The sequence below is a fragment of the Legionella parisiensis genome (assembly GCF_001467945.1).
Lineage (GTDB): Bacteria > Pseudomonadota > Gammaproteobacteria > Legionellales > Legionellaceae > Legionella > Legionella parisiensis.
On sequence record NZ_LNYQ01000013.1, the window covers coordinates 1,355,025 to 1,369,237 of the forward strand.

The window sequence follows — 14,213 nt, forward strand, 5'->3', positions numbered from 1 at the left end:
CGTCGAAGATATCCTCAGTAAATGCGTCTATAGTTGTGCTATATATTAACAATAAGCTTATTAAATTACGGTATCAATATGCCATCACTTCCACAAGAGGTATTGATAGAAAAAGCAAGCAAATGGCAAGGACGTTTTAGGGGGGATACCGCAAGTTTTAACAAGGAGGTTACCAACGAAGGGGTTTGCCTAGGGTTAGGAGTTTGGCGTTTGTATTGCACATTAACAGGAAAATATAAGGAATATGAAAAGATATTAAAGCTCATTTATGATTCTGATCCTTTTGCAGAAAATATTAGTCCTGAAGTTCATCAGGCATATGAGACCTTTATTCAAAATACTTTGTGGCTACATCGAACTCTACATATTGAAGCAGGAACGCAACAGGATCGTATGGAAGGGGCTTTGGAAGCTTTATTTGAGCGGGATGGAGAACCGTTTCCTCTAACTTATCATCAGCAATTTGCAGGTATTATTACCGTTGAAGAGCTCAAAGATACTCTTGTAACCTATCTAGCACTCGATTCAAGCAAACAGCAAGGAGTTGGGTTTACTCTAAGTTGTAATAAACATTCTATATCGATAACGCGTGTTGGTAACCAAATTGAAGTGATTGATCCTGCTTATGGGGAGTCCTGGATTATTGAAATACCCCAAAAAGAAACAGCAGAAGAGAATATAATGGCACTTAAGTTGGCAGTAAGTAAAATGTTTGACGAAGCAATTTACAGTGCTTTGCATTTTGATGAAGCAAAGTTTCAAGGAACATACACAGGTATACGCATGCACGTGTACTCGCGATTACGTGATCCCAATCCTGAAGTATTGCCAACTATTTATCCATCTGCTAGTGAATTAGTAATTTCTATCTATGAAAAAAGAAAAGAAACACTGGCTCAGCAGGATAATTTTACAAAACTTGATGCATTAGCCTATGCAGTGCAAAACGGTGATGCAGAATTAGTCAAATATCTCGAGCGAACGCTTGGAGTGGTGAAACTTGAAGCGTGTAAAAAACAAGCATTTAAAAGCGCTGTATCCTATGGTCAACTTGAATTCGTAAGTCGTTATTATAAAAAAGAATATGTAGATCAAAACGTACTGGTTAATGCATTCTCCAACGGCGACAAGCAGGTAATTAATTTTCTTCTTGAAAAAGGACACCGTTTTGAGAAAAAGGCATATGACTATGCACTTGCTCATGCTGCGCGTTTAGATCAAGGTTATACTTTTAATCTGCTTTTAGAATACTACGATAAATTTCACAAAGATCAGTCTGATTTAGTTAATCCTTCGGAATTAATTTATTCCGGTACATTATATAAAACCCCTACGCCTTTATTAAATATTGCTGCGCAAAATAATAGTGTTGAGGTGATACGCATGTTATTAGCCAGAAAGGTTAATTTATCATTAACCGATGAGTCCGGACGAAACTGCTTGCATTACATTACTCTTCATCAATCAGAACTTTTTGTTGACATTGCATCGAGAAATCCTGCTTTGCTACTCACTGGGGATAAACAAGGCGAGCGCCCTATCCATCGATTGTATCAAGCGGGAGGAGGGAAGTTAAGCGAAAAAATTTATCCCATACTCATAAAAGAGGGACAATGGTATGAAGCATATATCTTAGCGCTAAAAAATAATAATCAAAGTATGATTAAGCGGTGTCAAGAAAACATCACTTTTGCCACAATGCTTCAGCATGAAGGGGGGGGGCCAAAAAATCGATTTGTTGAGCTTTGTGAGGCAGCCAGATTTGATGATGGACGAACTGTTCCGTTTATTCAGGCATTAGCGGGTATCAATTATACGGAGCAAACTCAAGGCACACTCCATAGCATCTATTTACTGGCACTTAAACATGGTAATGTAGACATTATAAATGCTGTGTTGCAAGTTGTTGCACTTGATCCCAATCTACTATTTAAAACAGGTTCTCTGGTTGCCTTATCTCCATGGAACGTGCTGACTCAACAACCTGAATTGTTTGAGCTCATTGTAAAAAAAATCGATATTAAAAAGTTAGCTCAAGACCAATTAATCGAATACTACTTACTTGCTTTACATCATAAAAAAATCGCTTTGTGTAAAGAAATTAGCGCACAAATTCTCGATAAAAATACTCTATTACTCAAAAGCCCGCGAAGCCAAATAGATCCCTTCATTTCTTTTGAGAAGGATGAAGCTTCGTTTACCCAGTTAATCAGCTCAATTTCTTTAGATGATTTAAAACCTCCAGCTTTAAACCAAATGTATGTATTAGGATTAGTACATAACAACCAAGATGTGTATGGTAAGTGTATTAAAAAATTAAAAGAAGACCCGAGTTTTGTTAATCGTACTGATGATCTTGAACTGTGTTATCAAAGAAATAATAATGCCTTATTTAAAGAGTTATTTGCACTAAAAAAGGTTAGTGAAGACTGGGGCAAAAAATTATTTATCAAAGCACTGTATGAAAGGAATTATGAGGTAGCAGCATCTATTTTGGAAAAATGTCCTCAATTTGTAAATACGCAAATCGATAATATTAATGGAGTACCTCAATTTCCTTTGTGGGTGGCAATTCATCAAGGAAATGCGGAACGATGTCAGTTTTTATTGGCTCATAATGCAAATCCCTACGAAAAAAGGCTCAGTTGCACGTTAATGCAAGAGGGGCAAAGACGTGATCCATTAAAAAAACTCTTCAATTCCTATGATACAAATATTAAGATCATGCAGAGTAAATTTTCAGATGTTTTTGAACAACTAAAAGGCAATAAATGGAAGCTCACAAAAAAATATGGACTTTTTGGTGATTATACTGATGTGCTTGTTGTAAAAGCAGGAGATAAATCGGTAAACTTTCCCAAGCAACTAAAAGAAATTTTGGATATTATATTCAAGACAAATAATGAAACCAGCATACCGATATTGAAAGCGCAAATCTATAAGTTAACCGAAAGTATCGATTTGCTTCCAGACAAGGTATTGCCTCAGCCCTTAAAACTAAAACTTTTAGAAACATTAAATTCTTCCAAACAAAAATTTGCAGCGATTGAACCCTTACCATTTGCCCCTGATCCTTTTCTTCTGGCAGCTCCCATTTCTGCTCAAAAAGAACCTCTATTGCAGATAAAGATGGGATGACCTACCGCATTGACCAAGGTAATGGAAAGATACTGTTAATTAATTTTAGAAGGGAATGATCATTCATAACAGGAATGAAACAACTTATGATCCGCCTAATTGTTCAGAATTCAATTGAATTTTAAGCAATCGTAAAAAATCAATGAGATCTTTCTTTGGAAGACCTCATTGATTTCTTATAAAGTGAATTTATACTGGAGTATTCTACTTATAATAGACTTTTTCCAGTTATGGGTTGAGTATAAACTCCGCTTTTATATTCTTGCCAGTTATCGGCGGGTTTGATGTCACATTTTTTAGACACCATGTGCCATCCCGGTTCATATTTACATGCTGCATGGATTGGTCCAACGGCTGCAATCATGAAGGTTGCGAGTATTAATCCAGCTGCTGATTTGATCTTCATTTAGATCTCCTTATAACAATGTTACAACGCTGTGACTTAAAATACATCAATATGATTATATATTGCACATTAAGGATGTGCAAATTTATTTGAAGTAATTGATTGAAAAATAAGTAAATTTAAATTTTTAATATCATTAGAGTTTTACATCAGAAAACTAAATCCATTGTTCTGTTTTTAGGTTATCTAAATGGCTTTAACTATAAAGTCAGACGAGTAACTGACTTAATCGGTAATCAGGTCCTTGGAGGGCAAAATACTTTTATCTTTAAATGACATAGAGGCTCCATGCTATATACTCCAATTTCTGTACTGAAGTATCCAATATGGAATCATTGGGATCTATTTATATGATTTGATATTTACTTAAAAATTTAATAAGCCTACATTCCGTAATCCAACACCTTTAACATCTGTAACCTGCTGCAAGCAATGCTTTTTTTCCTTTGCATCGAACCAAAATGAATATTTTGTTCTAGCCATCTTTTCCTTCAAATTAATGAAATTCACTCCTATGCTCAGCAATATTTATTAAAATGGCAATTATCAGGAGCCTGAAATTAACAAAGCAACCACGATTCTTAATAAAACCTTAATATTTATTGTATAAAATATATGCGATAAGTACAGTATTACATCTTTCCTATTAATGTCACTAAGGATGCCCGCGTGAATAAAATTTTAACTTTATCTTTTTTTATGATCATTGGACTATTCTGTTCCCATGCAAATGCAAAAACACTTAAACTTAGTCCCAATGAGTCGAAGATGCTCGCAAATAATTCGCTATGGACGCTAAATGCTACATGCGTTGTTCAAAGTACAAATCAAAATAAGAGTAAAATTAAAATTAATGTAGTCAAGAACAGCGGTACAGTAAATGGAAAAAAACTATCTACTGGCCAAGGAACTCTAATTAACGTTAAAAATAACAGCAGTGTATCTGTGAGTGCAGAATCAGGAACTCAAATTAATCTTATTAATCTGGGATCAGATGAGTTGAAGGCTGTTTGTTCTACTTAAGTGGATATTATTTGCCTATTCCTATAAAAATTTCTTAGTTAATAAGAAATTGATTTTTAGGTTTGTATCTGTTTCTACAGAGAATAGCGTGGGATCCCTCCTCCAATTATCGATTGCTGCTCACTAAAGAGGGCTGAAATTCTTGCCCTCAAAGGGGTCCTTTGCGAAATTTATAATGAAGCAGGGACTTGACTATTTGATGTTATATAACCATGTTATGAACTATATTTAAAAGAAGTAGTATTTATCTAGGATTTCAATCATGAGCAGAGAAAAACTCCACCAAGAAATTGCTGAGATTTTACAAAAAAAAATGCAAGAGAAAGGGATTAAATGTGAGTGGATTGCTGATGCCAATGGGATTGTCGGTAGAGTAGATGAAGAAGCTTATAAAGCAAAAGAACAAATATTGAAAGGAATATTTGGACGTAATGTTGCTCGTAATCTATCACATAATTTAGAGGAACCCGTTTTTTATAAAGTAGATTATCAGAGTCCTGCTAAACTTATCGAGTTATTAAATACTTTAGGCGAAACTGATAAGGCAATAGAATATCAGAAAGCTATAGACCAAGAAAATAATGAAATTGCCGCCAAATTAAATCAGTTGATGAAGGAAGAGCATGTTCAATGGACAGCGAGTATTGATAGGGTTTTTTGTACTCATATTCAAAAGATAGATGACGATGCGTACCGTACAATTGGACGAGATGCAGGAGAAGATGCGTTTAGAGATAATCTTAAATTTTATGGGGTTACTGTCAGTCCAAAGATTAGTACTGCACTGGGAATAGAGGGAAGAGCTGATAAACACTTGGGCCTCGTTAAAGTTGAAGCGAGTTTTTCGTGGGGAGAAGCGCTTCAAGAATTAAATACGCAGGTGGATAAAGCATTAGTTTCAGGAGTTACTAGACACAAGACTTCAATTACTACAAATAAAGTCGAAACTGTAGATACAACCTCTCAGTTCAAGGACAGATTGGGGGGGATTAAGCAAGAGCAAGTAAATTATAGCGAAATTTGTGATAAAATAGCGAAATTTTGCGCTCAATATCCCAATGTTGATGGATTAAAGGAAATGCAGAAATTAGGAATTAGAAGGGCGGCACACTCCACAGGTGAAATAGCATCTAAGGCATTAAATAAAGCAATCGAATTGGCTGAGTGGAAAAAGTCAGATTCTGATTTTACTAAAGGATTTCATCATAAGATGCGTGGTAGAGTACCTGAGGTTGAAGAGTTTTACCAACAACTTGCAAAACTTAACCCAGAAGATCCTTCTAGTGTAGAACAATTTAAGAGCTTCGTAGATAGAGAGCTAGATATAAAGCATGAGCAATCTGGAAATTATAGGTATTCGTAATTCATTGCCTGATAGACAACAGCCCGTCATATAACTGAATCGGTATGATCTTGAATCATTTAAGCGATCCTAAACCAAGTGGATTTTGGCCATTTGGGACTCAAAATAAGCCAAAAACAATAACTCCAAAAATTAAAAGATACATTGATTTCTTTTCAGTCTTTATGCTAAGGTGATGCAATGAACAAATATCGTTCTCTGATCCTAATGTTACTAACGAGTGCGCTTTTTCTCGCGCCACTCAAGATGCCAACGTGCTCAAAACAAAGTACGAATGCACCTGCTGCTCTTTCTTTTGTGCTAACTCCTTGCTCTGTGCAGCAAGCGATGAACAGCAGCTGTTTTTCAGTTTCTTATTGGCTTCAAGATGAATTCCATTTAAAAGCACAATGGATAGTTCAATGTCTCATTGGTTTGCTCGGTTTTTTACTTATTCTCTTAAAATATAACTCTCCTTTGGATGAAATTTATCGTCCTCCTATTTGATTTCTTTTTTATTTAAATTCAAAAATAATTTATTAAGAGGAATCAAAATGAAAAAACTAATTTTGTCATTATTAATGACATTTATCTCATTTTCTGTTTTTGCATCGGGCCTTAACAGTGGTAATCCTGTCGATGCAATGATGTTCATTCAAAATCATAGTCCGATTTTTTATCTGACCGCTTTCTTTGGCCTCGGTGTTTTATTGGCATTTACCCCCTGTGTTTTACCTATGGTACCAATCCTATCCAGTATCATCACAGGGCAAGGTGCCAATACAGGACGCCATGCATTTAAATTATCTTTAGGCTATGTAATGGGTATGGCAGTTACATATGCGGTAGCAGGTATGTTGGCTGCATGGTTTGGTTCAACAGTACAAACCTTAATGCAACGGCCGGTAATTATTGGTAGTTTCAGTATTTTATTTACCATCATGGCCTTATGGTTGCTGGGGATTTTTGAATTACGATTGCCAGTTTTGACACGGTTTGCTCCCCAAAAATCACGTCAGCATGGCATTGTATCTGCAACTTTGATGGGATCTTTATCTACCTTGGTCGTATCTCCCTGTGTCACAGCACCTTTGATTGGTATTCTAACGTATATTGCTCAGAGCAAACATGTGGCTCAAGGAGGTCTACTGCTTTTTGTTTTGGCTTTAGGAATGGGTTTGCCTTTATTGATTGTAGGGGCGGGGTACGGTCGTTTTTTACCGAATTCTGGACCTTGGATGATTCGCATCAAACAAGTCTTTGCTATTATGATGTTTGCAATGGCAGTTTGGTTATTAAGTCGTGTTGTGCCACCATTTTGGATTAATTTGCTGTGGATTGCAGTCTTACTTATAGCTGCATGGGTTTTCGGTGCATTTCGTCAGGAACATCGCCTGGGTGGACGATTGCTTCAAGGTGTGGCTCTTCTTTCCATGATGGGATCAGGGGCATTAGCCTATTACGCATTTTCGCCCGCTTCGGTTGTTCAGTCAGCGAAACATAATCCATTCCTAATGGTACATACTCTTGAAGAAGTTAACGCTAAATTAGCTGAAGCAAGGGCAAGCAATCAGCGTGTTTTTATTGAATTTTTTGCTGGTTGGTGTAGTGATTGTCAGGCTATGGATAAACACGTTTTCAACCAGGACGCAGTTATCGATGCCATGCAGGGTTCAGTAAATCTTCGGGTTGATATCAGTGAAAAAACAGATGCAGTAGCCAAGATTCGTCAAGCGTTCCATATTTATGGTATCCCTACGATGCTATTTTATGATAGTCAAGGAAAGCAGCTTACTAATCTAAGCTCTGTTGGACAGATATCTAAGGATAAAACCTTGCAATTATTAGCGGAATTCAGCAAATAGCAGATAAACTCTTTACATGCCGCGCTTTATGCGCGGTATCCAGAAAATCCTTAGGTTGGTACTATTACTCAATGAAATGAACGACAGTTTTTTTACAGGATTATTCTTTAAGAAGAGTTTTCCAAGACGATGAATTATCTACTTCGACTATATAGCACTGGGAATGATTTCATTTTGCATTCCTGATAGTTCATAAGGAATATAAAAAAGATTATTTACCTTATTGGAGCATGCTACTGTAACATAGAGATAAACAAGGTAATGCACGGTATATTAGGGGCTGCTTACAATTTAAATGGGAAACGACCACATAAACCCAAGCAAATGTGAATTGATATTTGTTCAACTGCTCATATAGAAGCGCATCAACCCAAAATGTAAACACCTCTTTTCGTTAGGGCTGTTTGTAACTGATATGTTGTTGCTCAGGTGAATTGTAATAAGCGTCGCCTAATTAAAAATAATGCGGATATTTTTTTCATGGGCAGCAAACTAATTTGTTAAGCTATTCTTTCCGATTTTAGCCTGTTCATTTCAGATTCTTTGTCCATGAGTGTCTTTTTCAAGAGTGACAAATCGTTAGCCATTTTTTTTAGTTTATTTTTACCAATAAATTTGCAAATGATCGAGGTAGTTGTCGCCACAAAAACCGTATAAGCTGTGACCATGATTTCTAACTCAAACATAAAGTTCTCCAATTTTGTTTATATTCCTGGATAACGTAACTTAGAGGTTATAAATTTTTATTATTGTACCCCTTATGTACCTTAAAAACAGGAGTGAATCAAAGCGTAGACTTCTGTGATTTCTTAATGGAATTAATAAAATCAGGATTAACATGCAGTCAATCAGCTTGTGTATTAATTTTTTGAAATCAGCTCCAGCTCTTAGCTTTGGTTCAATCCATAAGCTTAGTGCTTCATTCGCTTAATATATTAAATGGATCGTTATATTACTGCGCAATTTCAATATTTCAAAGATTATGAATACAGTTCCAAGGATGAGGCTTAGGGGTTAAACAAAACTATTTGGGCAACGACTGCGAAAGTAAATGCTTTTGCTTTGCAGCGTATATTGAATTTTTAAATTCTTCCAGATCATTCTTTATAAAAATTATCTGCCAATTATTGCAAATGAGAATCATTATCGTTTATATTGTTAATGATAATGATTCTCATTTTTATTGACCTGTATGATTTAGGTACAGGTCAGAAAGTTGTCTCTATGAATAATAACTTAAGCTATAAGACAATAAAGAGGGTGGTGGGTATGATTTTATCGAGTTCTCAAGTTAATGAGCTAAGCGCTCAATTACGTTCATTATTATTGGATACTGATTTTCCTGTTTCATCGAAACAAATGGAGCGTTTTCTTTTTGCCTCGTATCAGCAGTGTTTTAATCGGTTAAAAAGGGCAGCCTTTTCAGAGGGGTTAATTGATAAAAAAGTAACGAGTCAATCTATTGCTACTTATCTAGATCTCTTGAAGATTTATTCAAAAAATCGAAAAATTCACTTTAAAAACTGGCACTCATTAAGTGAGGAATTAAATGAAAGTATAGCGAATCAAGCTTTAGCTCTAGCATATCAATATCAATGGCATAAAAAAATTAGGCAACAGGCAAAAGGTTACTCGGATTTATGGTCATGGTTAATCGAGCAATTTGATCAACAGCAAGTACTGAATTTCTTAGAACAATGGGGTTGTATGGGACATCCCTCTCATCCTAATTTTCGTGCTAAAATAGGCTTTAACCGTAGAGAGGTTCTCCAATATTCTCCTGAATTCAATTCAGAAGTTACTATTTGCTGGGCTGCAATTCATCATTCTCTTGCATTTACCTCAACGTCAAAGTCTGTTTTTCATTGGTTATTTAGTAATCACTTTCCCAAGGAATATACTTTGTGGAGTGAATCGCTGCGATTCAAAAAGTTAAAAACGGAAGATTATTATCCATTACCGATTCATCCTTGGCAGTGGGCTAATAAATTGCAAGCACTCACAAAACCTTTATTTGATGGGCACCAATTTATCGTTAATCCAGTATATCAACAAACAAAACCCTCGATGTCATTTCGTACGATGATGCCACTCGCAAAACATGGTCCGCATCTTAAATTGGCTGTAGGCGTACATACTACCTCATCTTTGCGTACGGTTTCTCCAGCATCAGTAAGTAATTCTTCCTCATTGTCACAATGGCTCAATGAATTACTTGCGCAAAATCAATATTATAGAGGGCAATTATTTTTAGCACGTGATTTAGCAGGTATCAATACACTACATCCCTCCATCCCTGATAATGAAAAGAAACATTTGGCACTCATAGTTCGTGAAAATCCTTTACAATGGATAAGATTAAACCAAAAGCTTGTTCCTGTGGCGTCTCTCTTTAAACGGTCACCCATTAGTCAACGATCCTTATTGAGCGAACTCATTGAACTCAGCCAAAGTAATCCAGTAAGTTACTTTACTGATTATTGCCGCTGCGTTTTGACAAGTCAGTTGCACCTATTATTATGTTACGGGATTGCATTGGAAGCCCATCAACAAAATACGTTAATTATTTTCCAGGCAAATCGTCCTTCAGGGGTTGTAATACGAGATCTAGGAGGTATAAAAATTTGCAGCCATCCACTGTATGAGAAAGTAATTAAACCCTCACTTCATCCAGATTCAACCATAACCTGTACTGGGCTAAGTGAACTGAGCGATAAATTTATACATGGTAATTTGCTGAGTAATCTAGCTTATGGGATTGATTGTTTGAGTGTCGATTATAAGCTATCTAAACCTATTCTTTGGCAAAAGGTAAGGCAAATTCTCGATCACATTTTAGAAGAACTCAGAACTGAAACTGTACCCCAAATTCATCATTGGCACCGTAAGAAATTGCTTGTTGAACCATGGCAACAAAAATGTTTGCTGGCTATGCGATTACATGAAAATCAAAACCAAGATTTATTTTCCATAATTAGAAATCCATTAAGCAGAAATTATGCCTAAATCTCTTCAGCCGCTCATCTTAATAAGTCAATTTTTTATGATCTTGGCTTTAGAAATGACGAATCCTTTTTTGTCTTTGCTTATTGTGTCCCAAAGTGATGCATCACTCCAGGATGCGGTATTTTATAGCATGCTTAGTTTCGTACTGCCTATGCTTGCCAACATCATTATGGCACCATTTTGGGGAATTGCGGCTGATCGTTACGGTTATAAATCTATGTTAATGCGGGCAGCATGGGCATTGGTATTTACTCAACTCACTATGATGTTTGCTCATTCTCTCGTGTGGATTTTAATCATTCGTGTTTTTCAGGGGGCTTTCGCAGGCTTTATTGTATCCATGCAAACTTATTCATTAAGCCTTTGTGCATGGCATCATAAAAGTCGTCAGCTAGCGCGATTACAGTCTGCAAAAGCAATTGCTACTACTTTGGCTGGTTTCACAGGGGGAATAATCTTAGCGGTTACTAATTACCAAGGATTGTATGGGGTAGCTACGGTTATTTGCTTATCTATAACGCTTATTATGCAATATTACCTGCCGGTCGCACAAAAAAAGTCGAATAAAAATCTGGATCAAAAGCCCAATAGATTGCGTGTTGATTCGAAGCCTATTTACTTTCTATGCTTTTTGATTACCCTGACTCAAATCATTAAGTTTTTACCTGATCCGGGATTGTCTTTATTCATCAACGATTCTTTTTCTCAAAATTTAATGCTTATCGGCCTGCTTTATTCCCTCCCTGCGGCTGGCATGTTAATGAGTTCTGAATGGTGTGGGCGTCAGTTTGATCAATGTCGATCCGACATTTCTTTAGTACATCGCTATTTAGTACGTTACAGTGTGTTCGGTTTAATTCTTATGCTATGTCAAGCAAGCACAAGCAATCTCTTTCTCTTTGCCTGTTTCCGCATCTTATGGGGAATAGTTTTAGCCGCTTTATTACCTGCATTATGTACGCTTTTAAGTGATCGTTTTTCTTTACCTGGTTATGCACTTGGTTTAGCAAATTCTTTTGCCAAATTGGGAAATCTCATTGGTCTCTTACTCGGAGGAGTGCTGATGAATTGGCTATCTTATTCAGCATTGTTTGTGATTCTTGCAAGTTTCTATGGTCTATTTGCTCTTTTTGTGGCGGGGTTTCAGGGATTCTTTATCAAACCAGTACCCCAGATTTCCAACACGTATTCTGATAGAACATCATGACCAATAAAGCTCTTCTACTCATATTATTTACCTGGTTTTTGGGGAATTTGGATATTCATTTCATTACTCCAGCCCTGCCTAAATTAGCTTATTTTTTTTCAGTAAAACCGAATACAGCTCAATTAACCATTAGTCTTTTTTTACTAGGAAAGGCATTGAGTATGATCTTGTGGGGAATTCTTTCTGAACGTTATGGCAGAAAGCCTATATTTATTTTGGGCTTGATATTGTATCTAATCTCTAATTTTCTAGCTGCATGGAGCCCTTCTATTGAGGCGTTATTATTTTGTCGTTTTTTTCAGGGCGTGGCCGTAGGAGCTACATTGCTTATGGGTAGGGCAATGATTAATGACACTCATGATGAACAATATGCAACCCAATACTTTGCTTGGTTTTTTACTCTTGGAGGTCTTTTTATATGTTTTTTACCTTTTTTGGGCGGCTTAATAAATAGCCAGTGGAATTGGCAGATTGCATCAATAATCATGGCATTGTATGCGCTGTTTCTATTTCCTTTGAGTGTAGGGATACAGGAAACAAAACCAAAACATTCGTTGAGTTTCAGTTTTAAAGAAATAATAACTACAGTTTTTCGACATCCTGTTTTTGTTGGTTATTTATTGATTTCTGCATTAATGATGGCTGGTGAATCTGCTTTTAACACTTCTGCATCATTTATTTTGATTAAAGGTGCTCAATGGACTTCTACCCAGTATGGCCTTGCTAAAACAGTTATGGCAGTAATGCATTTATTAGGAACGGCATGTTGCGGTGTATTAGTTAAATATTGTTCAAGTAGACAACTCACCTCGTTTGGCGTTTATTTCTTTGCCTTTTCTGTAGTCCTAATGTGGCTGTTTAGTCTATTTTTTGACTCGATTTATCTTACTTTTATTATCCCGATGGTGGTCTATTATTTCGGTACTGGATTTATTGTGGCGAGTGCAACCTCTGCAGTTGTACGTCCTTTTCCGAAACAAATGTCTTTGGCTTTAGCTTTAACCCTATTTTGCCAATTTAACTGTTCCGCTTTATTTAGCTTTATTACAAGCGTCATTGGTATTAAAGAAGTAAGTTCTTTTATGTGTTTACTGTGCTTGATTGGTTTTTTCAGTTTAATTAGCTTAAGTCGACTTAAGCTGAATGAAAAAACACTATCAAAACACAGTGTTATTATACAATAAAAATTATTGCTCTTAGCTTCCTGGAGAGATCACCATTCCTTCAGTGGTATGTCTTAAGAGAGGTTCTTCATCTATTAAAAGCATTTGTAATTTATCAATCTGTTTCAACTTATCTTGCAAGTGATTGGCTGAGTTTGAAAATAGAAAGGAAATAGGGGCTTTATCTACAGCAATTTTACTGAGTTCAACATCGAGCTTTTGACGTACTATTTCGAGTACTCCATGAAGGTGCACTACCATCTCTTTTTTATCAAGAAAAGAAGAGTAATCAATGGATGGAGTTATCTCAAAAAAACCCTGCTCTCTGACCCAGGTACAATGATCACAAACTGCTTTTAAAAGCAGTTTCTTTTCTTCTAAAGGTAATTCAATATGTTTTGTTAATTTTAATAAATACTTTGCATCAGTAAGTAATGCTTGCAAAACCGCTTGATTTTGCTCCCAGGCTTCTTTTTTGGCAGGGGACGGTGAATGTTCATAATTTCTGCAAATCTTTCTCAGGTCGCCTAAAATACGTTCGTCATTAAAAGGTTTTTTATTATTCAACCCTCCAATGACCCAAAATAAAAGAAAACGATATACTTGACTTCCCTCAAGAGCGTCTAATTGGAGCACTTTTTGATGTACGCGAGGCGTGTTCAAATTTAAAAGTATCTCTTGATATTGACTGGTTTCTGCCTGGCCTGAAGAGAACAGATAGAGGTGACGCATGCATGTTGAAAGCTCGATTGGATTAATTCTTCGTCGAAACAATTCAAGTGGACACTGTTCGCCTTTTGGCTTTTGGTAGTCAATAAGATGCAACAGTCTTAATAAGTTAAAATCGATAAGCATATATTTATTCTCTATTTTTATTGATACTAATAATTAAAATACGGAAATGACAAAAAATGATAATCATGATTTTTTATATTACAGATAGTTACCTATAAAAATCAACAATCTGGACTATCAGGAATAGGGGGGAAGGGACATTAATATGAAGTGAGATTTTCTCATCATCCATGATGATTAACTGCATTTGTCTTAATTGAAAGATATA

General features: G+C 36.1%; 11 protein-coding genes. 8 read left to right on the plus strand and 3 right to left on the minus strand.

All coding sequences use genetic code 11. The features are described 5' to 3' along the window. The first annotated feature begins 78 nt into the window (after positions 1-78). On the plus strand, positions 79-3,138 hold the full coding sequence (locus Lpar_RS12080; protein WP_058518164.1) for a transient-receptor-potential channel family protein: 3,060 nt from the start codon (positions 79-81) through the stop codon (positions 3,136-3,138). 208 nt (positions 3,139-3,346) lie between these two features. On the opposite strand, the gene Lpar_RS12085 is transcribed toward Lpar_RS12080, so the two are convergent. Continuing rightward, positions 3,347-3,544 (minus strand): hypothetical protein, encoded by a 198-nt coding sequence (locus Lpar_RS12085; RefSeq protein ID WP_058518165.1) that lies wholly within the window; start codon positions 3,542-3,544, stop codon positions 3,347-3,349. 669 nt (positions 3,545-4,213) lie between these two features. On the opposite strand from Lpar_RS12085, the gene Lpar_RS12090 reads away from it, so the two are divergent. The 4 genes from Lpar_RS12090 to dsbD all read left to right on the plus strand — a co-directional run bounded on the left by Lpar_RS12090 (position 4,214) and on the right by dsbD (position 7,774). Next, positions 4,214-4,567 (plus strand): hypothetical protein, encoded by a 354-nt coding sequence (locus tag Lpar_RS12090; RefSeq protein WP_058518166.1) that lies wholly within the window; start codon positions 4,214-4,216, stop codon positions 4,565-4,567. 262 nt (positions 4,568-4,829) lie between these two features. Further along, positions 4,830-5,930, plus strand: coding sequence for a hypothetical protein (locus tag Lpar_RS12095; protein WP_058518167.1), 1,101 nt, complete (start codon positions 4,830-4,832; stop codon positions 5,928-5,930). Positions 5,931-6,110: 180 nt separating this feature from the next. Beyond that, on the plus strand, positions 6,111-6,416 hold the full coding sequence (locus tag Lpar_RS12100; RefSeq protein WP_058518168.1) for a hypothetical protein: 306 nt from the start codon (positions 6,111-6,113) through the stop codon (positions 6,414-6,416). Between the two features lie 47 nt (positions 6,417-6,463). Continuing rightward, positions 6,464-7,774, plus strand: coding sequence for a protein-disulfide reductase DsbD (gene dsbD, locus Lpar_RS12105; protein WP_058518169.1), 1,311 nt, complete (start codon positions 6,464-6,466; stop codon positions 7,772-7,774). A gap of 500 nt (positions 7,775-8,274) precedes the next feature. On the opposite strand, the gene Lpar_RS12110 is transcribed toward dsbD, so the two are convergent. Continuing rightward, complete coding sequence (locus Lpar_RS12110) at positions 8,275-8,460, minus strand: hypothetical protein (protein ID WP_058518170.1); 186 nt, start codon at positions 8,458-8,460, stop codon at positions 8,275-8,277. 583 nt (positions 8,461-9,043) lie between these two features. On the opposite strand from Lpar_RS12110, the gene Lpar_RS12115 reads away from it, so the two are divergent. The 3 genes from Lpar_RS12115 to Lpar_RS12125 are packed head-to-tail and all read left to right on the plus strand — an operon-like array spanning position 9,044 to position 13,171. After that, entirely contained in the window at positions 9,044-10,780 is a 1,737-nt protein-coding gene (locus Lpar_RS12115) for an IucA/IucC family protein (protein ID WP_058519257.1), read from the plus strand. After that, positions 10,773-11,987: an MFS transporter gene (locus Lpar_RS12120; protein ID WP_058518171.1), complete on the plus strand. Its 1,215-nt coding sequence runs from the start codon at positions 10,773-10,775 to the stop codon at positions 11,985-11,987. The genes Lpar_RS12115 and Lpar_RS12120 overlap by 8 nt, the downstream gene beginning before the upstream one ends. Further along, positions 11,984-13,171 carry an MFS transporter gene (locus Lpar_RS12125; RefSeq protein ID WP_058518172.1) on the plus strand — a complete coding sequence of 396 codons (1,188 nt, stop codon included), beginning with the start codon at positions 11,984-11,986 and terminating at the stop codon, positions 13,169-13,171. The genes Lpar_RS12120 and Lpar_RS12125 overlap by 4 nt, the downstream gene beginning before the upstream one ends. Before the next feature lie 12 nt (positions 13,172-13,183). Here Lpar_RS12125 and Lpar_RS12130 read toward each other — a convergent pair whose 3' ends face one another. Next, a complete protein-coding gene (locus Lpar_RS12130; protein ID WP_058518173.1) occupies positions 13,184-14,005 on the minus strand; it encodes a hypothetical protein in 822 nt (273 codons plus the stop codon). Positions 14,006-14,213 lie beyond the last annotated feature (208 nt).